The sequence below is a fragment of the Saccharothrix xinjiangensis genome, assembly GCF_039527585.1.
Lineage (GTDB): Bacteria > Actinomycetota > Actinomycetes > Mycobacteriales > Pseudonocardiaceae > Actinosynnema > Actinosynnema xinjiangensis.
In genome coordinates, this window is sequence record NZ_BAAAKE010000002.1 from 137,871 (window position 1) to 159,892 (window position 22,022).

22 protein-coding genes and 2 riboswitches are annotated in these 22,022 nt (G+C 72.7%); of the genes, 7 read left to right on the forward strand and 15 right to left on the reverse strand.

Annotation, left to right across the window (positions count from 1 at the left end):
• Positions 1 to 39: 39 nt before the first annotated feature.
• A complete protein-coding gene (gene speD / locus ABD223_RS05950) occupies positions 40 to 453 on the forward strand; it encodes an adenosylmethionine decarboxylase (RefSeq protein WP_344034872.1) in 414 nt (137 codons plus the stop codon).
• A complete protein-coding gene (locus ABD223_RS05955; protein ID WP_344034873.1) occupies positions 450 to 1,292 on the forward strand; it encodes a spermidine synthase in 843 nt (280 codons plus the stop codon). Before speD ends, ABD223_RS05955 begins: the two co-directional genes overlap by 4 nt.
• Before the next feature lie 76 nt (positions 1,293 to 1,368).
• Here the strand turns inward: ABD223_RS05955 and ABD223_RS05960 are convergent, their stop codons facing one another.
• From ABD223_RS05960 to ABD223_RS05975, 4 genes are all read right to left on the reverse strand, one after another.
• Positions 1,369 to 3,498 (reverse strand): S9 family peptidase, encoded by a 2,130-nt coding sequence (locus ABD223_RS05960; protein WP_344034874.1) that lies wholly within the window; start codon positions 3,496 to 3,498, stop codon positions 1,369 to 1,371.
• Positions 3,499 to 3,633: 135 nt separating this feature from the next.
• Entirely contained in the window at positions 3,634 to 4,392 is a 759-nt protein-coding gene (locus ABD223_RS05965; protein ID WP_344034875.1) for a DUF899 domain-containing protein, read from the reverse strand.
• A gap of 66 nt (positions 4,393 to 4,458) precedes the next feature.
• On the reverse strand, positions 4,459 to 4,797 hold the full coding sequence (locus tag ABD223_RS05970; RefSeq protein ID WP_344034876.1) for an ArsR/SmtB family transcription factor: 339 nt from the start codon (positions 4,795 to 4,797) through the stop codon (positions 4,459 to 4,461).
• A complete protein-coding gene (locus ABD223_RS05975) occupies positions 4,784 to 5,215 on the reverse strand; it encodes an SRPBCC domain-containing protein (protein WP_344034878.1) in 432 nt (143 codons plus the stop codon). The genes ABD223_RS05970 and ABD223_RS05975 overlap by 14 nt, the downstream gene beginning before the upstream one ends.
• Positions 5,216 to 5,378: 163 nt before the next feature.
• Here ABD223_RS05975 and ABD223_RS05980 point away from each other — a divergent pair, with 163 nt between their 5' ends.
• Positions 5,379 to 6,074, forward strand: coding sequence for a COG4315 family predicted lipoprotein (locus tag ABD223_RS05980; protein WP_344034879.1), 696 nt, complete (start codon positions 5,379 to 5,381; stop codon positions 6,072 to 6,074).
• A gap of 556 nt (positions 6,075 to 6,630) precedes the next feature.
• On the opposite strand, the gene glyA is transcribed toward ABD223_RS05980, so the two are convergent.
• The 8 genes from glyA to ABD223_RS06020 form a co-directional block, all read right to left on the reverse strand.
• Positions 6,631 to 7,896 carry a serine hydroxymethyltransferase gene (glyA, locus tag ABD223_RS05985; protein ID WP_344034880.1) on the reverse strand — a complete coding sequence of 422 codons (1,266 nt, stop codon included), beginning with the start codon at positions 7,894 to 7,896 and terminating at the stop codon, positions 6,631 to 6,633.
• Positions 7,897 to 7,915: 19 nt separating this feature from the next.
• A complete protein-coding gene (gene gcvT / locus ABD223_RS05990; protein WP_380645644.1) occupies positions 7,916 to 9,016 on the reverse strand; it encodes a glycine cleavage system aminomethyltransferase GcvT in 1,101 nt (366 codons plus the stop codon).
• Between the two features lie 111 nt (positions 9,017 to 9,127).
• Positions 9,128 to 9,217, reverse strand: a riboswitch (glycine riboswitch).
• 1 nt (position 9,218) lies between these two features.
• Positions 9,219 to 9,310, reverse strand: a riboswitch (glycine riboswitch).
• Between the two features lie 62 nt (positions 9,311 to 9,372).
• A complete protein-coding gene (locus tag ABD223_RS05995; RefSeq protein ID WP_344034881.1) occupies positions 9,373 to 9,675 on the reverse strand; it encodes a DUF3817 domain-containing protein in 303 nt (100 codons plus the stop codon).
• 15 nt (positions 9,676 to 9,690) lie between these two features.
• Positions 9,691 to 10,062, reverse strand: a complete 372-nt coding sequence (locus ABD223_RS06000) for a hypothetical protein (RefSeq protein WP_344034882.1) — start codon at positions 10,060 to 10,062, stop codon at positions 9,691 to 9,693.
• 260 nt (positions 10,063 to 10,322) lie between these two features.
• A complete protein-coding gene (locus ABD223_RS06005; protein ID WP_344034883.1) occupies positions 10,323 to 10,808 on the reverse strand; it encodes a helix-turn-helix transcriptional regulator in 486 nt (161 codons plus the stop codon).
• Positions 10,809 to 10,998: 190 nt separating this feature from the next.
• Positions 10,999 to 11,160 (reverse strand): hypothetical protein, encoded by a 162-nt coding sequence (locus ABD223_RS06010; RefSeq protein WP_344034884.1) that lies wholly within the window; start codon positions 11,158 to 11,160, stop codon positions 10,999 to 11,001.
• 609 nt (positions 11,161 to 11,769) lie between these two features.
• A complete protein-coding gene (locus ABD223_RS06015) occupies positions 11,770 to 12,900 on the reverse strand; it encodes a CaiB/BaiF CoA transferase family protein (protein ID WP_344034886.1) in 1,131 nt (376 codons plus the stop codon).
• The gene (locus ABD223_RS06020; protein ID WP_344034887.1) at positions 12,901 to 14,049 is read right to left on the reverse strand and encodes an acyl-CoA dehydrogenase family protein; all 1,149 of its coding nucleotides are present in this window, start codon (positions 14,047 to 14,049) and stop codon (positions 12,901 to 12,903) included.
• Between the two features lie 195 nt (positions 14,050 to 14,244).
• Between ABD223_RS06020 and ABD223_RS06025 the strand changes: the two genes are divergently transcribed.
• Positions 14,245 to 15,447, forward strand: coding sequence for an acetyl-CoA C-acetyltransferase (locus ABD223_RS06025; protein ID WP_344034888.1), 1,203 nt, complete (start codon positions 14,245 to 14,247; stop codon positions 15,445 to 15,447).
• The gene (locus tag ABD223_RS06030; protein ID WP_344034889.1) at positions 15,448 to 17,511 is read left to right on the forward strand and encodes a 3-hydroxyacyl-CoA dehydrogenase NAD-binding domain-containing protein; all 2,064 of its coding nucleotides are present in this window, start codon (positions 15,448 to 15,450) and stop codon (positions 17,509 to 17,511) included.
• Here the strand turns inward: ABD223_RS06030 and ABD223_RS06035 are convergent, their stop codons facing one another.
• Positions 17,512 to 18,522: an AraC family transcriptional regulator gene (locus tag ABD223_RS06035; RefSeq protein ID WP_344034890.1), complete on the reverse strand. Its 1,011-nt coding sequence runs from the start codon at positions 18,520 to 18,522 to the stop codon at positions 17,512 to 17,514.
• A gap of 243 nt (positions 18,523 to 18,765) precedes the next feature.
• Entirely contained in the window at positions 18,766 to 19,332 is a 567-nt protein-coding gene (locus ABD223_RS06040) for a DM13 domain-containing protein (RefSeq protein ID WP_344034891.1), read from the reverse strand.
• A 116-nt stretch (positions 19,333 to 19,448) separates the two neighbouring features.
• Here ABD223_RS06040 and ABD223_RS06045 point away from each other — a divergent pair, with 116 nt between their 5' ends.
• On the forward strand, positions 19,449 to 19,844 hold the full coding sequence (locus ABD223_RS06045; RefSeq protein ID WP_344034892.1) for a hypothetical protein: 396 nt from the start codon (positions 19,449 to 19,451) through the stop codon (positions 19,842 to 19,844).
• A gap of 513 nt (positions 19,845 to 20,357) precedes the next feature.
• Here ABD223_RS06045 and ABD223_RS06050 read toward each other — a convergent pair.
• Entirely contained in the window at positions 20,358 to 20,648 is a 291-nt protein-coding gene (locus ABD223_RS06050; RefSeq protein WP_344034893.1) for a hypothetical protein, read from the reverse strand.
• A gap of 225 nt (positions 20,649 to 20,873) precedes the next feature.
• On the opposite strand from ABD223_RS06050, the gene ABD223_RS06055 reads away from it, so the two are divergent.
• Entirely contained in the window at positions 20,874 to 21,986 is a 1,113-nt protein-coding gene (locus ABD223_RS06055) for a GNAT family N-acetyltransferase (RefSeq protein ID WP_344034894.1), read from the forward strand.
• The last annotated feature ends 36 nt before the right edge of the window (positions 21,987 to 22,022 follow it).

Below are 22,022 nucleotides of genomic sequence, written 5' to 3' on the forward strand. Positions count from 1 at the left end.
GTCCTCGCAACCCCCTCCTGAAGATGTTTGGAGTGATTGATGTCCGAACTCCCGTGCGGGCCCGAGCCGGTTGGCTTGTTCGCAGGACAGCACGTGCTGGCCGAGCTGGAAGGCGTGAGCCCGGAACTGCTGGACGACGAGCGGTTCCTGCGGCACGCGCTCGGCGAAGCGCTCACCCAGGCTGATGCCACGGTGTTGGAGGTGGTCTCCAAGCAGTTCGAGCCGCAAGGGGTCACCGTGCTGGCCCTGTTGTCGGAGTCGCACGCGTCCATCCACACCTATCCCGAGGTCGGGAAGGTGTTCGTGGACGTGTTCACGTGCGGCACGCGCGCCAAGCCCGCGCTCGCGGTGCAGCTCCTGGCCGAAGCGCTGGGTGCCGCGTCCACGCGGACGGACATGATCGAGCGGGGCAGCAACCGCGTGCCCGCGCTCGTCGGTGAGGAGAAGCCTTGATCCGCGAACCGCTCGCGACCGGCCTGACCAGGCACTGGGACGTCGACGAGGTCGTGGTCGACACGCGCACGGCGTTCCAGCACCTGGTGATCGCCCGCACCTCCCAGGGGTTGTCGCTGTTCTGCGACGACGACCGGCAGAGCACCGAGTTCAGCCAGCTGACCTACCACGAGGCGCTGATGGTCCCCGCGCTGCTGCTCGCGGACCGCGTCGACCGGGTGCTGGTCATCGGGTCGAGCGAGGGCGTGGTGTGCCAGATGGCCGTGGCGGCGGGCGCGTCGGTGGTCGACCACATCGACATCGACGAGCAGGCCGTGAAGCTGTGCGCCGAGCACCTGCCCTACGGCTACACGCTCGACGAGCTGGCGCTGGCGGAGAAGGGCGAGGGCCCGGTCCGCGTGCGCTACATCGACGGGTACGAGCACATCCGCACCACCTCCGAGCGCTACGACATCGTCCTGGTCGACCTGCCGGACGAGCGCGAGGAGGAGGCGCAGCACAACCGCCTGTACGGCGAGGAGTTCCTGCGCATGTGCAAGGCGCTGCTCACGCCGGGCGGCGTCGTGGTGTCGCAGGCGGGCTGCCAGACGATGTGGCGCAACACCACGCTGGTCCGCATGTGGCAGCGGTTCGGCGACGTGTTCGGCACGGTGGCGTACTACGGCTCGGACGAGCACGAGTGGGCCTACCTGTTCGGCCGGGCCGACGAGGTGGCCGACCCGACCGCGCTGATGGTCGAGCGGCTGCCGGGGTCCGGGTACCGGCCGGGGACGATCGACGAGTTGGCGTTGCGCGGCAACTCGATCCCGCCCTACCTGGTGCGGCACTCGCGGGCGTGACGCCGTGAGGGGCCGGGGGCCGTCCTGCTGTGCGGGACGGCCCCCGGTTCGTGTCGGGCGGGGTTCCCGGTTCGTGTCAGGCCAGGGCTTTCCTGAGGAAGTCGACCTGGAGCAGCAGCAGGTTCTCGGCGACCTGCTCCTGCGGCGTCATGTGGGTGACGCCCGACAGCGGCAGCACGGTGTGCGGGCGGCCGGCGGCGAGCAGCGCGCTGGACAGCCGCAGCGTGTGCGCGGCCACCACGTTGTCGTCGGCCAGACCGTGCACGATCATCAGCGGGCGCTCCAGCTTCGGCGCGTCGGCGATGAGCGAGTTCGCGTCGTACACCTCGGGCTCGTCGTCCGGGTGGCCGAGGTAGCGCTCGGTGTAGTGGGTGTCGTAGAGCCGCCAGTCGGTGACCGGCGCGCCCGCGATGCCCGCGTGGAACACGTCCGGGCGGCGCAGCACGGCCAGCGCCGCCAGGTAGCCGCCGTAGGACCAGCCGCGGATGCCCACCCGGTTCACGTCGAGGTCCGGTTCGACCTCGGCCGCCGCGCGCAGCGCGTCCACCTGGTCCTCCAGCGTGGCGCCCGCGAAGTCGAACGCGATGTCGCGCTCCCACGCGGGCCCGCGCCCCGGCGTGCCGCGGCCGTCCACGACGAGCACGGCGAAGCCCTGGTCCGCCAGCCACTGCGAGGCGAGGTAGATGTTGCGGGCGGCGAGGACCCGCTGGGCGTGCGGGCCGCCGTACGGGTCGAGCAGGACCGGCAGCTTCGTGCCCGGCACGTGGTCGCGCGGGAACAGCAGGGCGGCGCGCAGGTCCCGCTCGCCCACGGTCAGCAGCCGGACGTCGGGGGTCAGCACGGGCGTCTCGGCGAACGTGCCGATCTCGGCCGGCGCGGCGGTGGCGGTGGCGGAGCCGGCGGTGGTGGCGGACACGGTGACCTTCGCGCCGAAGTGGTCCATCCCCGTCGACACGAGCACCAGCACCCCGCCGCCGCGGACGGCGCTGTGCACACCGTCCTCAGTGGACAGCCGGGTGACGCCGTCCGCGGTGGCCAGGTGCACGTGGACCTGCGTCGGGTCGTCCGCGGAGGCCGTGAGCAGCACGCCGTCCTCGGCCACGTCCAGCACCGCGCGCACCTGGAGGCCGTCCGGGGTCCACGCCCGGTCGCCGACCACGAGCCGGTTGGCGCCGTCCACCGGCAGCACGCGCACCAGCTCGCCGCCGGGGGTCCAGCGCGGCGCGCCGGGCACGACCTCCAGCCAGTGCGGGTCGGTGTCGTCCGCGACCACCTCGGTGGCGCCGGTCTCGACGTCCACCGCGAGCACCTGGACGCGGCGCTGGTCGCGGGACTGGACCTGGAGCAGCGGCCGGCCGGCCGAGGTCCACGACGCGGCGTTGAGGTAGGGGAACGCCTCGCGGTCCCACGCGACGTCGACCCGGCCGTCGCCGAGGACCGCCACCTCGACCACGGCGTTGGGCGTGCCCGCCGCGGGGTAGGCGATCTCGGCCGCCGGGGTGGCGGGGTTGGCCGGGTCGGCGATGTGCCAGCGCGACACCGGCGAGTTGTCCACGCGCGTGGCCAGCACGCGCCCGCCGTCCGGGGAGAACCAGTAGCCCCGGTGGCGGCCCATCTCCTCGGCCGCGATGAACTCGGCCAGGCCCCACGTGACGTCGGGGCCGTCGGGTTCCGCGAGGATCCGGTCCTCGCCGGCGCCCGAGTTCTCGTCGGCGCCCGGGTCGCCGACGGCGTCCAGGTCGACCACGTGCAGCGCGCCTTCGGCGACGTAGCCCAGCTTGTGGCCGGTCGGGTCCAGCCGCGGGTCGATGACGGACCCGGTGACCGGCAGCTCGCGGACCTCGCCGGTGGCCAGCTCCACCACGAACAGCCTGCCGGACAGGGTGAACGCGGCCCGGCGCACGTCCGCGTCGGTCGAGTAGCCGACGATGCCGGCGGCCTGCTCGCGGCTGCGCTCGCGGCGCGCCCGCTCCTCCGGGGACAGGTCCTCGGGGTCGGTCAGCAGGACGCCCGGGTCGACCAGCAGCGACTCGGTCCGCGAGGCGGTGTCGAACGCCCACAGCCCGTTCGCCCGGCTGGTGGCCGCGGCGGTGCGCAGGAAGTACACCTTGGCGCCGTCGGGTGCGACGGTGAAGGTCCGCGGTGCGCCGAGGGTGAACCGCTGGGTGCGCGCTTGTTGGCGCGGGAAGGAGATCTCGTTGCCCACTCGCACACCTTATGGCCTCGACCTCGCGGCGACCGACCGCCGAACGCGCCGGCCGCCGCGGGGGTGTTGACGGGCTGTGGGTGGGCAGGGTGGGCAGGGTGGGTGGGGTGGGCTGTTGGGCGGGTCGTTGAGCGCTCAGGCGCTACAACCGCACGCCTGCTCGGTCGGCGGGGGCGCGGGTCGGGTGCTCCCGGACTCGGCGACCTTCGCCAGCCACTCCGGGGCCTGCTCGGCGTCGTACCCGTCGTGCCAGTTCCACCACTGGTAAGGCGGTTCCTGTGGGTACCCCTCGGGCGAGTCCTCCCACTCCTCCTGCCGCCCGAGGGCGGTCAGGTCGAGGTAGTTCCAGGTGCCGCCCATCTGCTCGTCGCCGCGGTGGTTGACGAAGTAGGTGCGGAACACGCGGTCGCCTTCGCGGATGAACGCGTTGGTGCCGTGCCACTCGTCCACGCCGAAGTCGACGTCGAAGCCGTCGGTGATCGTGTGCCAGGGCATCGTCCAGCCCATGCGCTCCTTCACCCGCGCGATGTCGGCCTGCGGGGCGCGCGAGGCGAAGACGAGGGTGGTGTTCCGGGCGTTGAGGTGGGCGACGTGGGCCACCTGGTCGGCCACGATGGAGCAGCCGCGGCAGGCGTGGTCGGGCCAGCCGAACACGCCCGGTTCGAAGAACGCGCGGTAGACGATCAGCTGGCGGCGGCCCTCGAACAGGTCGAGCAGGGACCTGGGGCCCTCCGCCGTGTCGAACGAGTAGTCCGCCTCCACCGCCAGCCACGGCATGCGCCGGCGCTCGGCGGCCAGCGCGTCGCGGGCGCGGGTGAGTTCCTTCTCCTTCACCAGGAGGGCCAGGCGCGCCGCTTCCCACTCGGTCTGGGGGACGATCGGTGGTGTCTTCACCGTGTGCTCGCTTTCGGGTTCAAGGGTTGCGGTCGAGGGGTTGGGTTGGAGGGGTTCCGTTCCGGTTCAGGCGTTCCGGTCCAGGTGGTCCTTCAGCGCGCCGAGTGGGCCGTCCCAGTCGCGGGCCAGTGCGGCGAGGAACCGCTGGGCGACCCGCATCGGCGCGGAGCGCAGCCGGTAGCGCACCCGGCGCCGCTCCCCCGGCTCGGCCGTCACGAGGCCGGCCTCGGTCAGCAGGGCCAGGTGCTTGGCGATGGCCTGCCGCGTGATCGGCAGGCGGGCGGCCAGGTCCGTGGCGGTGGAGGGGCCGACCTCGGCCAGCGCGGCCAGGACCGCCCGCCGGCTCGGGTCGGCCAGTGCGGTGAAGACCTGTTCGGCGATCGCCTCGTCGTCAGGCCGCGTCAAGGTGGGCCGCCAGGTCGGCCAACTCGTTCTTCCAGCCCTGGACGTGGGCGTCGTGGGCCTTGCGGCCGGCGTCCTCCGGCAGCCGGGCGAAGCCGGTCTCGACCGCGACCAGCCGCGTGCCGCCGTCGACGGGTTCGAGGGTGAACTCGACGTAGGTGCGGTGCCGTTCGTCCTCCGGGAGCCCGTCGACCGGCCAGGTGAACCCGAACACCGACGGTTCCTCGACCCGCTCCACGCGCAGGTCGACCGCGTGGCCGCCCTCCCACGACAGCCGGATCACCCCGCCCACGCTCAGGTCCACCGTCGCCTCGTTGCCGAACCAGGAGCCCAGGCCCTCGGCGGTGGTCAGCGCGTCCCACACCGCGCGCGGCGGGTGGGCGAGTTCGAGGGTGCGTTCGATGCGATCGGGAAAGCCCACGACGTCCTCCAAGTTGCAACCGTTCGGTTGCTAGAAAGTATGGCAACCAGGAAGTTGCGTCAATGGAAGAGGCCCACCCCTGACTTCGCCGGGAGCTGAACCGTTGCCGTGACAGGGCCGTAATCGTCGGTGGAGCGATCGACGGACCGAGGAGGAGTTGAGTGTGATCCAACGAAACCGCGTCGCCATCGCCGTCGCGGCCGGCCTGGTGGCCGTGCTCGCGCTGGTCGTGTGGACGTCCAACACCACCGTGCTGCGGGGCACCACCGTGGCCCAGACCGAGCAGGTGGACGCCGGGGCGCAGGAGTACGAGGCGCCGCTGGCGCCCGCGACCAGCGAGGAAGCCGCCCCGGGCGAGGGGGATGCGGCCGGTGATTCGGCCGGGGACGCGGCTGGGGATGCTGCCGGGGAGGGCGCGGGTGAGGAGGCCTCCGCGCCGGAGGCGCAGGCTGCGCCCGCCGGTCCGCAGATCACCCTGGTCGGCAAGAGCGTCCCCCGCATGGGTGACGTCGTGCAGGACGGCGACGGGCGCACGCTGTACCGGTTCGACAAGGACACGGCCAAGCCGGCGAAGTCCAACTGCGAGGGTCAGTGCGCGGTCACCTGGCCGCCGCTGCTGTCCAACGGCGGCGAACCCGCGTTGCGGGGCGTCGACCCGGCGCTGGTGTCGACGGTCAAGCGCGCCGACGGTTCCGAGCAGGTCACCCTGGACGGTTGGCCGCTCTACACCTACGCCAAGGACGAGGCCCCGGGTCAGTGGAAGGGGCAGGGCGTCGGTGGCACGTGGTTCGTGGTGCAGCCCAACGGGAAGCGGAACGTCGAGTGCCTGCCGCCCGGGGTGACCGCGCCGGCCGCGTGAAGTCCACCGTGGAGCGCCCTGATCCCCCGGCTGGGGTTGGCCGGGGGATCAGGGCGTTGCGCGGCGGTCGTGGTGGGGCGGGGTTGGCGTGGTTGGCCGGGGTTGGCCGGGGTTGGCGGGGTTCACGGGCGGTCGCTCGCCGCTGGGCAGGCCTCCGGGGGAGGGGCGGGACGCTCGTCCTCTCCCGTATGGCCTGCCGGAGGCAACCACCCTTGTCAAGGGGTCCGCGAAGGGCGTGCGGACCCCTTGACAAGCGCGGTAGGGCTGCGCCCAGGCCATACGGGAGAGGACGAGCGCGGCACCGCTCTGACGCTGCGCGTCAACCCGAGAGTCCGCGTGTCCTCCAGTCGGACATCGCGTGTCGTCCAGTCAGGCATCGCGAGTCGTCCGGTGGGACATCGCGAGTCGTACGTTCAGGACGCGCGAGTCGGACGTTCAGGTCCACCGTGTCGAACGTTCGGGACCGGTGAGTTCTACGTTCAGGGGTGTGCCCTTCGGTTGTCCCGCAGGCGGGTGGTGCGGGACGACCGAAGGGCGGGCTACTTCGTGCCGTGCTTCACAGGGTCGGGTACAGCGGGTGCTTGGCTGCCAGCACGTCGACCCGCGCGCGCAGTTCCGCCAGGTCCGGTGACGGCTGGAGGGCGGCTGCGATGATGTCGGCCACCTCGGTGAAGTCCGCTGCGCCGAAGCCTCGCGTGGCCAGGGCCGGGGTGCCGATGCGCAGGCCGGAGGTGACCATCGGGGGGCGGGGGTCGTTCGGCACCGCGTTGCGGTTGACCGTGATGCCGACCTCGTGCAGGCGGTCCTCGGCCTGCTTGCCGTCCAGTTCGGACGCCACCAGGTCGACCAGCACGAGGTGGACGTCGGTGCCGCCGGTGAGGACCTTCACGCCTGCGGCGGTCGCGTCGGGCTGTGACAGGCGGTCGGCGAGGATCTTGGCGCCCTCGACCGTGCGGCGCTGGCGGTCGGCGAACTCCGGGGACGCGGCGTGCTTGAAGGCCACCGCCTTGCCCGCGATCACGTGTTCCAGCGGGCCGCCCTGCTGGCCGGGGAACACCGCCGAGTTGATCTTCTTGGCCAGGTCCGGCTCGTTGGTCAGGATGACCCCGCCGCGCGGGCCGCCCAGCGTCTTGTGCGTGGTGGTGGTCACCACGTGCGCGTGCGGCACCGGGCTGGGGTGCAGGTCCGCCGCCACCAGGCCGGCGAAGTGCGCCATGTCCACCATCAGGTAGGCCTCGACCGAGTCGGCGATGCGGCGGAACTCGGCGAAGTCCAGCTGGCGCGGGTAGGCCGACCAGCCGGCCACGATGAGCTTGGGCCGGTGCTCCTGGGCGAGCCGCTCGACCTCGGCCATGTCGACCCGGCCGTCGGTGTCCGACACGTGGTAGGGCACCACGTTGTAGAGCTTGCCGGAGAAGTTGATCCTCATGCCGTGCGTCAGGTGGCCGCCGTGCGCCAGGTCCAGGCCCAGGATCGTGTCGCCGGGCTGGAGCAGGGCGAACATGGCGCACGCGTTGGCCTGCGCGCCCGAGTGCGGCTGCACGTTGGCGAAGCCCGCGCCGAACAGCGCCTTGACCCGCTCGATGGCCAGCCGCTCGATCACGTCGACGTTCTCGCAGCCGCCGTAGTAGCGGCGGCCCGGGTAGCCCTCGGCGTACTTGTTGGTCAGCACCGAGCCCTGCGCCTGGAGCACCGACACCGGCGTGAAGTTCTCGGAGGCGATCATCTCCAGCGTGCTCTGCTGCCGGTGCAGCTCGGCGGCGACCGCGTTCGCGACCTCCGGGTCGAACTCCGCGAGGGAGGTGTTGAAGTGCTCGGACATGTGGATCTCTCTCCTGGGGTCAGCTGGTTCGCTTGTAGAACGGCAGGGCGACGACTTCCACCGGCTCGTGCTTGCCCCGGACGTCGACGAACAGCGACGTGCCCGGCCGGGTGTGGTCGACGGCCACGTAGGCCATGGCCACCGAGTAGCCCAGCGTCGGCGACAGGGCGCCGCTGGTGACCTCGCCGATCGGGTCGCCCGCCGCGTCCAGCACCGGGTACCCGTGCCGCGGCGCGCGGCGCGAGGTGGTCTTCAGGCCGACCAGGGTGGTGTCCACGCCCCGCTCGGCGACGGCGGCCAGCGCGTCGCGGCCGACGAAGTCGCCCGGCTTGTCGAGCTTGACCACCCGGCCCAGGTTCGCGTGGAACGGCGTGCGCTCGCGGCCCAGCTCGTTGCCGTACAGCGGCATGCCCGCCTCCAGGCGCAGCGTGTCGCGGCAGCCGAGGCCGGCGGGCTTCAGGTCGTGCGGCGCGCCGGCCTCCAGCAGCGCCCGCCACACGTGGGGCGCGTCGGCCGGTGCGGTGAACAGCTCGAAGCCGTCCTCGCCGGTGTAGCCGGTGCGGGCCAGCAGCACGGGCTTGCCCGCCACCTCGGTCGGGTAGGAGGCGTAGTACTTGACCGTCGACAGGTCGGTGGGCGTGAGGCCTTCGAGGATCGCCGTGGAGCTCGGGCCCTGGACGGCGAGCAGCGCGTAGTCGGTCGAGCGGTCCTCGACGGTGGTGTCGAAGCCCTCGGCCCGCGCCACCAGCGCCTCGTGCACCACGGCCGCGTTGGAGGCGTTCGCCACGACCAGGTACTCCTGGTCACCCAGCCGGTAGACGATCAGGTCGTCGACCACGCCGCCGTCGGCCTCGCAGATCATGGTGTAGCGGGCGCGGCCGACGCCGATCGCGGAGGCGTGCCCGACCAGGGCGCGGTCCAGCGCGGCGCCCGCCTCCGGCCCGGTGAGCACGATCTCACCCATGTGGGTCAGGTCGAACAGGCCCGCCGACGTCCGCACCGCGCGGTGCTCGGCCAGCTCGCTGTCGTAGCGCAGCGGCATCCGCCAGCCCGCGAAGTCGGTGAACATGGCGCCCAGCGCCTCGTGCTCGGCGTGCAGGGGCGTGCGGCGGCTTTCCATCAGGCGCGGTCCTCCGGGGGTGCGGACATGCCGGTAGCGCCGACCGGTCGGGTCGGCGGGCACGTGTGGGAGATGACACGGTCCATCGGAGACTCCTCGTCTGAGTGAGCCTCCCCCTCTGTCATGAGCCTGAGAGCTTCGCCGCTGGTGAGCGGCTTGCACCGTGGGCGAGGCGCACCGGGCGCCTGCTTTCCAGAGTTGCCTTCATCGGCGGTAGCTGTGCCTGAGAGATTCCGGGGAGGGGTTGCTCCTTCGGCGCCCCAGCTCACCTGGGGACTCTCCCGCGCGACGTCGACGGCCGTGTTCAGTTGGTACCGCCAGACGCTAGGCGGGCCCGGCGGCCCGGTCAACCCTGGTCACAGGGCCTTGCCGGTCCGGAGGCTCTCCACGACCCTGCGCTCGGCGTAGAACGACACGAACGGGATCGTGCCGGCGAGCAGCACCAGGGCCGTGGCCTTGATCGACCAGCGGGCCTTGAGCGCCAGGTCGACGGTCAGCACCAGGTAGATCGCGTAGAGGAAGCCGTGCACCGGGCCGACGATCCGCATCATGGTCTCGCTGTCGCCCACGTACTTGGCGAACATGGCGGCCACGAGCAGCAGCAGGCCGACACCGACCACGTAAGCCATGAACCGGAACCTGGTCAACGCGCCGTTCATCGCCCTACCTTCGCTTCACCGCTGGTCCCGCGCGTGCAACTCGGCGAGCATGCGGTTGTAGGCCGCCAGCTCGTCGTCCTCGTCGTCGTGCGCTCTCCTGACGGGCTCAACCGTAACGACCCGGCCGGCCGGGTCGCCCACCGGCTCCTCGGCCGGGTTGGCGGCCTCCGCCTTGCGCTGGGCGTCCAGCTTGCGGATGCGCCACACCATGAAGGCGGGGAAGAGGCCGAACAGGGGCCACTGGAAGACGTAACCGAGGTTCTGGAACGTGCCGCCCGCCTCGGAGAACCGCGCCCACTGCCAGTAGGCGAGGCCGCAGCACACGATGAGGGAGAGCAGGCAGACCAGCGCGATGGCGGTCCGCTTGGGGGTGATGAGGCCCGGCACGAACTCCAGGGTACTTCGCGTGCCGAGCAGGTCGAACGGTCGGGTTTGCCGAGTTCACCCGGTTCACCCGGTTCGGCTCGGTGCGGGTCCGTGCGCCTCTTCCGTGCGCCTCTGTCGGTCGCGGCATCCCTGCCGGTCACGGCGGCGTGCCGGTCACGGCGGTGCGCTCGGGACCCGTGTTGGGCGAGGGCTCCTCCCGCAGGAGCCCACCCCTCGGGCTTGGGCTCCCGACCACAGGAGCCCGCCCCTCTCGTTCCGGACTAGGCCACGCCGTCCCGGCGTTGCCTCTGCAACCTGGCCACGCACCAGGCCGCCGCACTGCCTCGACGCAGGTGCTGGAGCACCGTCATCGGTCCGAGCCGACGACCGAGGTCGGCGGGCGTGAGCCCGGCCGCCCGGTAGTCCAGAGCGCGCTGGTCCAGCGGGCTGATGCCCGCGTCCCACCACTGCTCCGCCTCGGACAGGTCGCCCACCAGCTGCCAGTAGCTGGCGGCGGCCGCGAGCAGGGCCTCGGGCACCTCGGGCGCCCGCTTCCGCATCGCCGCCACGTAGGCGGGGTCAGCGGACTCGACCCGCACCAGGCCACGGGGACCACCACTCGCCCGCTGCACGGGGATGCCGGGGGACGGCGGGGCTTCCGCGAGCCACGCGTCCTTGATCCGGTTCACCTCTTGCAGCTCCGCGTCGTCCGAGCGCTCAGCCGCCCACTGCCGCAGCAGCTCGTCGACTCCGGAGTCCTCGACCATTCTGCCTCCTCATCGGTCGAAGATCAGCCAATGCAGCGCACCGTATTAGCGGGTACCGACAACCGCTAGACCCCGGTTTGTCAAAAACCCTGTTACCAGCGCGTTATAGCCCTCATTCCACCCGTACGGTCCAACGATGGAAGCCCGATGTCACTGCTGGTGACCGCACTGAGCGGAGTTCGGCGGGCCGCTACGCGAAGAGGCTGCGGACGAAGGTGATGATCGACTGAGCGCCCTGCTCAAGCCACCCGAGCGCCGTGCGCACCGCTTCGGCCGACTCGTTCGGCTGGGTGATCAGGAGGAACAGCACCAGCGCGACCGCCGCCAGCGTCACCACCTTCTTGACGTTCACTGATCGGTCTCCGTCCGCATCACGGGGCAGGGGCAGGCGGGCGCGTGCCCGCCGCGTCACCCGACATGCTCCCTCATTCACCCGGATGACGAACGCCAAACCCCCTGTGATCCCCCAGGCGGTGGCGTGGACAACCACGCAGACGCACATCGACCCCGCCCGGTGTCACCCGAACGGACTATCAAGGGCACCTGCGGTCCCGCCGATCACCTAGATACGGGCACTCGCCCACCCCCCATGGCACGAACACCGGAGTTGAGCGACACCATCACGTCCGTACTGCTCCTCACCTGTTTGCGGCGGGTCGCGCACCTAGCGTGACAAAGCCCGATGTCGGCCGCCGATATTTTTCACCACCTCTTCAGGTGATTTTTCGCGCCCATTCACGATCACCGGATGAACCGGAACAGCCGGATCGACCGGAACGCGCCGGAGACCGACCGGGAGACCCGGTGATCGAGCGGAACACCCCGGAGGGTGAACTCCCGGGCCGACCGGTCGAATGAGCGGTCCCGCAGCGTCGAACGGCGGGCGCCGAAGGTGGGTCGCGACCAGTCGAACGGTCGAGTCCCGCGAGTCGAACGCCCGGCCCGAGGAGTCGACCGGCGCTCAGCCGACCACGCCGGCGCGCCGCAGCTCCGCCACCTCGTCCGCCGCCAGCCCCAGCTCCGCCAGCACCTCCGCCGTGTGCTCGCCCACCGCGGGCGGCGGGGCGGGCACGGCCGCCGGGGTCCGGTCGAACCGCGGCGCGGGCGCCGGCTGGGTCGTGCCGCCCACCTCCACGAACGCCCCGCGCTCCGCGTTGTGCGCGTGCCCCGGGGCCTCGCCGGGGGCCAGCACCGGCGCCAGGCACGCGTCCGCGCCACCCGCCAGCGCCGCCCACTCGTCCCGCGTCCGCGTGGCCACCGCCGCCGCGATCCGGGACCTCAGCTCGGGCCAGTTCGCGGGGTCGTGCCTGCTCGGCACGTCCTCCCCCGCCAACCCGAGCACGGTCAGCAGCTCGGCGTAGAACTTCTCCTCCAGCGCGCCGACGCTGACGTACTTGCCGTCCGCCGCCTCGTACACGTCGTAGAACGGCGCGCCGCCGTCCAGCAGGTTCTCGCCGCGGCCGCCCGGCCACGCACCCGCCGCCGACATGCCGTGCAGGAACGTGGTCAGCAGCGCCGCGCCGTCGACCATCGCCGCGTCCACGACCTGGCCCCGCCCGGACCGGTCCCGCTCGTACAGGGCGGCCAGCAGCCCGAGCGCCAGCAGCAGCCCGCCGCCGCCGAAGTCGCCGACGACGTTCAGCGGCACGGTCGGCGGCGCGCCGGCCCGGCCGATCGGCTCCAGCGCGCCGGCCACCGCGATGTAGTTGATGTCGTGCCCCGCCCGGTCGGCCAGCGGACCGGTCTGCCCCCACCCGGTCATCCGCCCGTAGACCAGGCGCGGGTTGCGGGCCAGGCACTGCGCGGGGCCGATGCCCAGGCGCTCCGTCACGCCGGGCCGGAAGCCCTCGACCAGCACGTCCGACCGCGCGACCAGCCGGAGCACCAGGTCGACGCCCTCCGGGCGGCGGATGTCCACGCCGATCGACCGGCGGCCGCGGCCGAGCACGCCGACCGGCACCTCCGCGCCGCCGCCGACGCGGTCGACCCTGGTCACGGACGCGCCCAGGTCCGCGAGCACCATGCAGCCGAACGGGGCGGGCGCCAGCCCGGCCAGCTCGACGACCTCCAGCCCCTCCAGCGGCCCGGCCATCTAGAGGGACCTCGCGATGATTTCCTTCATGATCTCGTTCGTGCCGCCGTAGATCTTCTGCACGCGCGCGTCCGCCCACGCGCGCGCGATGGGGTACTCGGTCATGTAGCCGTAGCCGCCGAAGAGCTGGACGCACTCGTCGACCACGTGGCACAGGCGCTCGGTCGCCCACCACTTGGCCATCGCCGCCGTGGGCACGTCCAGCCGCCCGACCAGGTGCTCGGTGACGCACTCGTCGACGAACGCCCTGGTCACGCGCGCCTCGGTGGCGCACTCGGCCAGCGTGAACCGGGTGTTCTGGAACTTGATCAGCTCCCGCCCGAACGCCGTCCGCTCCTTGACGTAGGACAGGGTCAGGTCCACCGCCGCCTCGATGCCCGCGATGGACGCCACGGCGATGATCAGCCGCTCCTGGGGCAGCTGCTGCATGAGCTGGATGAACCCCTGGCCCTCGCCGGTGCCCAGCAGGTTCGCGGCGGGCACGCGGACGTCGTCGAAGAACAGCTCGGCGGTGTCCTGCCCCTTCATGCCGACCTTGTCGAGCACGCGGCCCCGGCGGAAACCGGGCGCGTCCGCGGTCTCCACGACCAGCAGCGAGATGCCCGTGGCGCCCTGCGCGGGGTCGGTCTTGGCGACCACGACGACCAGGTCGGCCTGCACGCCGTTGGTGATGAAGGTCTTGGAGCCGGTGAGCACGTACTCGTCGCCGCGCCGCAGCGCCCGCGTCTTGATGTTCTGGAGGTCGGACCCGCCGCCGGGCTCGGACATGGCGATCGCGCCCACGAGCTCGCCGGACGCGAGCCGGGGCAGCCAGCGGCGCTTCTGCTCCTCGGTGCCGTAGGCGAGGACGTAGTGGGCGACGATCCCGCTGTGCACGCTGTTGCCCCACGAGCTGTCGCCGGCCCGCGCCTGCTCCTCCAGCAGCACCGCCTCGTGCGCGAAGGTGCCGCCACCGCCGCCGTACTCCTCCGGGATCGACAGGCACAGCAGGCCCAGCCCGCCCGCCTTGGTCCAGAACTCCCGGTCGACCTGCTTCTGCGCGGCCCAGCGCTCCTGGTGGGGGACGGCCTCCTTGGCGAAGAACGCGCGGGCCAGCTCGCGCAGCTGGTCCAGGTCCTCTGTCATCCACGGCGAACGGCGAGTTGGCATGGTGTCGACGGTGCCACCGGCCGGGCGGGGCCGCCATGACCGGGACGTGCCACTCGGGCGGTCGATCGTGAGCGCAATTGTCAAGCCGGTGCACCGGACCGGGTGAGGGAGCACACCTCCGGGGCACGGGGTGAGCTAATAAGTCACCTGTCGCGGTCATGGGCGTGGGCCGCCGCGGTCCCTACCGTGGGGTGCATGAGCGAAGCCTTGATCTTCGACGCGGTGCGCACACCGCGGGGCAGGGGAAAGCGCGGTTCGCTGCACTCCGTCAAGCCGATCACCCTGGCCTCCGGGGTGCTCGCGGCGCTGGCGCGGCGCAACGACCTGGACACCTCGGCGGTGGACGACGTGGTGCTCGGCGTGGTGTCGCCGGTCGGCGAGCAGGGCGCGGACATCGCGCGCACGGCCGTGCTCGCGGCGGGTTGGGACCTGCGGCCGGCGGGGGTGCAGCTCAACCGGTTCTGCGCGTCGGGCCTGGAGTCGGTGAACCTGGCGGCGGCGAAGGTGGCGTCCGGGTTCGAGGACCTGGTGGTCGCGGGCGGCGTCGAGTCGATGTCGCGGGTGCCGATGGGCTCCGACGGCGGCGCGTGGATGGCCGACCCCGAGACGAACATGGCGACCAACTTCGTGCCGCAGGGCGTGAGCGCGGACCTGATCGCCACGCTGGAGGGTTTCACCCGGGAGGACGTGGACGCCTACGCGCTGCGCTCGCACCAGCGGGCGACCCTGGCGCGGGACAAGGGGTGGTTCGAGAAGTCCCTGGTCCCGGTGGTCGACCGGAACGGCGCGGTGGTCCTCGACCACGACGAGGCGATCCGGCCGGAGACCACGATGGAGGGCCTGGCCAAGCTCAAGCCGTCCTTCGCCTTCCACGGCGACCTGGGCTTCGACGCGGTGGCCATCGACCGCTACCCCGCCGTCGAGCGCATCGACCACGTCCACACGCCGGGCAACTCGTCGCAGATCGTGGACGGCGCGGCGGCGATGCTGATCGGCAGCGCCCGGAGCGGCCGGGAGCTGGGGCTGACGCCCCGCGCGCGGATCATCGCCACGGCGGTCGTCGGCACCGAGCCCACGATCATGCTCACCGGTCCCGCGCCCGCCGCCCGCAAGGCGCTGGAGAAGGCGCGGCTGACCGTCGAGGACATCGACCTGTTCGAGATCAACGAGGCGTTCTCGTCGGTGGTGCTGAGGTTCCGGCGCGAGCTGGACCTGCCCGACGAGAAGGTCAACGTCAACGGCGGCGCGATCGCGCTGGGCCACCCGCTCGGCGCGACCGGCTGCATGATCCTCGGCACCCTGCTCGACGAGCTGGAGCGCCGGGACCTGCGCCGGGGCCTGGCCACGCTGTGCGTGGGCGGCGGCATGGGCATCGCGACGATCATCGAGAGGGTGTAGATGACCATCCACTTCGAGCGGGACGACGAGGGGATCGTCACGCTCACCATGGACATGTCGGGCTCGGCGAACGTGATGAACGCCGAGTACCACCGGGCGATGGGCGAGGCGGTCGCGCGGCTGGAGGCCGAGCGCGACGACGTCACCGGTGTCGTGCTGACCTCGGCGAAGAAGACCTTCTTCGCGGGTGGCGACCTGAACCTGCTGGTCCGGGTCACGCCGGACGGCGCCGCCGAGGCGCTCGGGTTCCTGGAGGAGGTCAAGGGCCAGTTGCGGCGCCTGGAGCGGCTGGGCAGGCCGGTCGTGGCGGCGATCAACGGCGCCGCGCTCGGCGGCGGGTTCGAGATCGCGCTGGCCTGCCACCACCGGGTGGTGCTGGACGACGACCGGATCAAGCTCGGCCTGCCGGAGGCGACGCTGGGGCTGCTGCCCGGCGGTGGCGGCGTGACGCGCTTGGTGCGGCTGCTGGGCGTGCAGCCGGCGCTGCCGCTGCTGATGGAGGGCAAGCAGCTGCGGCCGGCGCGGGCGCTCCAGGCCGGGCTGGTGCACGAGCTGGCCGCCACGCGCGAGGAGCTGGTCGAGAAGGCGCGGGCGTGGATCAGGGCCAACCCCGAGCCCGTGCAGCCGTGGGACCGGCCCGGGTACTCGGTGCCCGACGTGCGGGTCGGCGACCCGAACCTGTACGGGCTGCTGGCCGCCGCGCCCGCCGTGCTGCGGAAGAAGACGCACGGCGCGTACCCGGCGCCGGAGAAGATCCTGGCCGCGGCCGTCGAGGGCGCGCTCGTGGACTTCGACACGGCGCTCCGGGTGGAGGGCCGGTACTTCGTCGAGCTGGTCACCGGCCAGGTCGCCAAGAACATGATCACCACGTTCTGGTTCCAGCTCAACGCGATCACCGCGGGCGGGTCGCGCCCCGACGGCGTGGCGCGGACGGAGGTGACCAGGGTCGGCGTGCTCGGCGCGGGCATGATGGGCGCGGGCATCGCCGAGGTCAGCGCCAAGGCGGGCATCGAGGTCGTGCTCAAGGACGTGGCGCTGGAAGCGGCCCGGAAGGGCGCGGGCGACACGCCCGGCATCACGCCCACCGACTCCGACGCCGACCTGGCGGGCTGCGACCTGGTGATCGAGGCGGTCTTCGAGGACCGCGAGCTGAAGAACCGGGTGCTGCCCGCGGCCGAGGCGGCGGCCCTGCCGGACGCGGTGATCGCCTCCAACACCTCCACGCTGCCGATCACCGGCCTGGCGTCGGCCGTGCAGGACCCGACGCGGTTCATCGGCCTGCACTTCTTCTCGCCGGTGCCGAAGATGCGGCTGGTGGAGATCATCCGCGGCGAGAAGACCTCGGACGAGACGCTGGCCCGCGCGTTCGACTACGTGCTCCGGATCGGCAAGACCCCCATCGTGGTCAACGACAGCCGCGGCTTCTACACCTCGCGGACCTTCGGCACCTACGTCACCGAGGCCGTGTCGATGGTGGCCGAGGGCGTGTCGCCGGCGCTGGTCGAGAACGTCGCCAGGCGCGCCGGCATGGCCGTGGGCCCGCTGGCGGTGTCCGACGAGGTGACGCTGACCCTGCCGCTCAAGATCCGGGACCAGGCGCTGGCCGACGACCCGGCGAACGCGGGCGCGCTGGGCGACCACCCGGCGTTCGCGGTGCTGGAGGAGCTGGTGGCCGAGGGGCGCACCGGCAAGTCCGGCGGGGCCGGGTTCTACGAGTACCCCGAGGGCGGGAAGAAGTCCCTGTGGCCGGGGCTCCGGCGCTACGCCAGGGCCGAGGCGGGCGTGACCGAGCGGGACGTCGAGGACCGGCTGCTGTTCATCCAGTCGCTGGAGGCGATCCGGTGCCTGGACGAGGGCGTGCTGACCTCGGTGGGCGACGCGAACGTCGGCAGCGTCCTCGGCTTCGGCTTCGCGCCGTGGAGCGGCGGCACGGTGCAGTTCGTCAACTCGTACGGGTTGCGCGAGTTCGTGGAGCGGGCGGACTACCTGGCCGACACCTACGGCGAGCGGTTCCGGCCGCCGACGTCGCTGCGCGAGCGCGCGGCGCGCGGCGAGGCGTTCTGATCAGCGGTTCCCGCCGGTCTGCGGCGCGGCCCCGGTGCGGTAGGCGCCGGGGCTGCTGCCCGTCCACCGCTTGAACGCCCGGTGGAACGCGCTCGCCTCGGAGAACCCGAGCCGCAGCGCCAGCTCCTCGACCGACTCGCCGCCGCGCACCAGGCTCGCCACCGCCTGGTCGCGCAGCAGCTGCTCGCGCACCTCGCGGAACGACGTGCCCTCGGCGGCGAGCCTGCGCCGCAGCGTGGGCGCGCTCACCCCCAGGCCCGCGGCCACCTCGTCCAGGCCGGCCGCGCCGCCGCCGAGCACGCGGCGCACCAGGCTGGAGGTGTCCGCGCCGTAGTCGCGCCGCGACAGCAGCTCGGCCGGCGAGCCGCGCAGGAACCGCTTCAGCGCCGCCTCGTCCTGGACCACCGGCATCCGCAGGAACCGGGTGTCGAAGCGCAGCGTGGTCGTCGGCGCGCCGAACCGCAGGGGCGCGCCGAAGATCAGGTGGTACTCGGCGGCGTGCGGCGGCTCGGGGTAGGCGAGGTCGACGCCGCGCAGCGGGATGCGCCGCCCGATCAGCCACGACGAGAACCGGTGCCACAGCACCAGCAGCGACTCGACCAGGAACCGGTCCGGGTCGTCCACGCCCGCGGCGTCCAGGGTGAACGTGGCCGCGCCGTCCCGCTCGCCCAGCGCCATCGCGGGCCGCACGTCGAACAGCGCGTAGAACCCCAGGCCGCGCCGGAGCGCCTCCTCCAGCGAGGCGCAGTGCACCGCGAGCAGGCACATCGTGGGGAACGTGCCGCGCTTGCTCGGCTGCGGGCCGAGGCCCATGAACTCGTCGTCCAGCACCTCCCACAGCGTCTGGACGAGCCTCGTGTACTGGGCGGGGGTGACGCGGGCGCGCTCGTCGGCCAGCAGGCCCTCGCCGATGCCCGCCGGGCCCAGGAACCCGGCCGCGCCGTGACCGCGGCGCAGGGCTCCGCGCAGGGCGGCGTGGACGTAGTGGATGGCGATGGTCCTGGTGAGCATCGCCCGTCAGTGTGCCCGAAGTGCCGAGAGCGGCGGCGCGGCGTGGGGAGAGAGAGGCTTGCCGCGCCGCCGCCAACGGGTGGCCCACCCCAGTGAGCCGGCTCCTCGTCGATGGGGCATCCGCCCGCCCACCCACGAGGGACGTTGTGGCACCTATCACTTTAAGTGGTCTAGACCAGATACGTCAATACGGCGAAAAGGCTATAGGTGGCCCAGACCACCGCCTCGTGTTTCCGCTGCGTGTCAAGCTCGTGCCAGCGGTGCTACGCCGAAGCCGGCGGAGAACCTCTGGCACCAGATCACGACGCTGCGGACCCCCGACAGGTCCGTGCCGGCGGGCACCTCGTACACCTGGTTGCCCCTGTTCGCCTTCAACTTGCCCAGGTTCGTGAAACCGGAGCCGAACGCCGCCTCCTCCGCCTCGGCGGGCCGCGCCGACAGGTAGACGTACAGGTCGGGCCCGTCGCTGGTGTCCAGCGACTCGAACTGCACCGCGTGCCCGCCGCCGGGCAGCCGGACCAGGGAGGCGCTGCCGGTGGTGGCGTGTTCGAGCGACCGGAACGGCCCGGAGGCCACCACGACCGGGCCCTCCGGCTGCGGCCGCGTCGTGCCGGTGGTCGTGCCGGCGGTCATGCCGGTGGTCATGCCGGTGGTCGTGGGGCCGGTGGTCGTGGGGCCGGCGGGCACGAGCAGCGCTTCGTCGGCGGTCCGGTCCGTCCACAGCCGCCACGGCTGGAACAGGTACAGCCCCACCACGAGCGCGACCACCACGACACCGGCAACCCCGGCCACCACTACCCGCTTGGACATCTCACGCCTCTCGAAGTCGTCGTCTGGGACGACTCTGGCGAAACAAGGGGCGACGTGGGCCCCGAAACGCCTTACGAAGTTCTGACGTGTGCCGGGCGCGTTGTTAGGGTCGCCGGGTGGATGAACGGACCGGTCTGGTGGTCGTGTGCGCGCTGATGGCGGGCTGCGCCGCGTTCGGGCCGTTCCCGCACCCGGTGCCACTGCTTTTCGGCATCGCGGCGGCCGCCGCGGCCAACGCCGCGTTCCCGCTGATGCGCACCTTCGGCGCGGCCCTGCTCGGCGGGGTGGCCGCGACGGGCATCGCGCTGGCGCCGGTCGCGTACGTCACCTGCTCGGCCGAGAAGTTCACCGACGTCTTCGCCTGCACGGGTGACGCGCCGACGTGGCACATGACCGGGTCCGTGCTGGTGGCGGGCCTGTCGGGAGCGGGTCTGGTGCTGGCCCGCGTGCTCGGCACGGCGGCGCTGGAGCGGCAGCTCGCCGCGAGTCGGCGCCGGGGCGACGTGGGGTGAGCGCCCCGCTCTTCGTGAAGTTCACTCGTCCGAACAAGTGACTCACCCTCGGTGGACCTCGCGGTGGTGCGGCCCGGCGCCCGAAGTCCCGGGTGACCGCGTCCGGCGGGGGTGATCGCGGCGATCCGGCGCGGCAAGCGTTTGCCCTGCCGTGGGACGCCCGATCGGGTGCACGGACTACGACGGCGGCGGTGACCGGCACTCCTGGTGAACGACCTGGTGAGCGGGGTGCGATCCGCTGAGCGGAAGGGTGAGCGGACCGCCGTCACCGCCGGGCCGTTCCGCTCGTTGACCGCACCGGAGCGGAAAGCCGTGCTCAGCGGAGTGGACCGGGTGGCGGAGCCCGCCGGGGCGCACTGGGTGCGGCAGGACGGGTCCGGAGGGCGGTACTGTTCAGCCGCTCACCTTGCGCCAGGAGTGCGTTCTGCGGAGGAGGCCGGCTGTGCGGGTGCTGTGGGCGACGTGCGGCTTGGCCGTTGCGGCGTCGGCGCTGACGGGTGTTCTCATCGGGGTCTACCTCGACGGGGTGAACGACCGGGACCAGGCCGAGACGCCGATCTCCACGTGGATCACCGAGCGGCCCTCCACCTCGACCAGCACGGTCCCGCCGTCGAGCGGCGCGACCCCGGACGCCCTGTCCCCGACGCCCGGCTCCACGACCACGACCAGGCCCACCACCACGACGACGGCCCCCGCCGCACCGCCGCCGCCACCGCGCCAACCGACCACCGAGGCGCCCCCGACGACGACGGTCACCACCACCCCGTCGACGCGCAGCACCGCCTGGCCGTGCAGCCCCCTCAACCCCCTGCCACCCCCGCACTGCAACGACTGACCCCGCGCGTGTCCTCCACTCGGGCATCGCGTGTCCTCCGGTCGGGCATCGCGTGTCGTCCGGTCGGGCATCGCGTGTCGTCCACTCGGGCGCGGTGAGCCGGCAGGTGGGTGAGCCCCGGTGACGGCGCTCGTCAACGGAGCCGAAACGCCGTCGTCCCCGGGCCGCAACGTCGGCGGACCAGCCTGGGTGCCATGGAGCCCACACCGAAGACCTGGCGGTTGCGCGTCGAGCTGGACGACAGCCCGGGCGCCCTGGCCCGGATCACCATCCGGCTGGCCGAGCGGGACTGCAACGTGCTGGCCCTGTCCGTGATCCCGGTGCCCGGCGGCGTGGTCGACGAGCTGGTCGTGCGCGCCGCGCCCGGCCTGCTGCCCGCCGACCTGGTGGCCGCGGTGCGCGCGGAAGGCGGTCGCTGCGCCGGCATCACCGCCGCTGACGTGCGGGACCTGGTCGACGCCCCGACGGCGGCGCTGCGCGCGGCCGGTCGGGCGGTGCGCGACCCCGGCTCCGCGTGCGAGGCGCTGCGGGTGGTGCTGGCGGCGGATTCCGTGGTGGTCGTGCCCGAGTCGCCCGGTTCGACGGGCTCGTCCGAGTCGGACGACCCGGACGACTCGGCCGGGCACCACGCGCGGCTGGTCTCGCGGGACGGCGCGGTCGTGCTCGCCCGGCGCGGCTGGGCGCCGTTCGCGCAGGTCGAGCTGGCACGGGCGCAGGCGCTGCTGGACCTGCTGGCGGCCGGCGGCACGCCCGCGCCGCAGCCCGCCGCGCTGCTGACCTCCGACGGGATGGCGCTGGTGCTGCGGCCGGGTCGGGCCGGTGACGAGGACGCCGTGGCCGACCTGCACGCCCGGTGCTCGATGGGCAGCCTGTTCAACCGGTACCACGCGGGGATGCGAACGGTGCCCCGGCGGTGGCTGCACCGGCTGCTCAGCCCGCCCCGCGGGACGACCACCGTGGCGCAGTGCGCGGACCGGGTGGTGGCGCTCGGGCAGCTCATCCCCCTGTCCACTCCGGACAGCGCCGAGGTGTCCCTGCTGGTGGAGGACGCCTGGCAGGGTCGGGGCGTGGGCACGGCGCTGCTCGGCGCCCTGGTCCGCGCGGCGCGGGCGGCCGGGTACCGGGAGCTGGTCGGCTGGTGCCTGCCCGCGGAGGACGGGCTGGTCCGCACGGCGGCGCGCGCGGGCCTGGCCCACTCGTCCCGGCGGGAGGACGGGCTGCTGCGGGTGTCGATCTCCACGGGCCACGCCGACATCACCGGTCCGGTGCAGTCGGAGAGCGCTTCCCGGCAGGTCGCCTCCGGCTAAGCTGGGGCCGGGTAAGGCAGATCGTCCGAGGAGTGG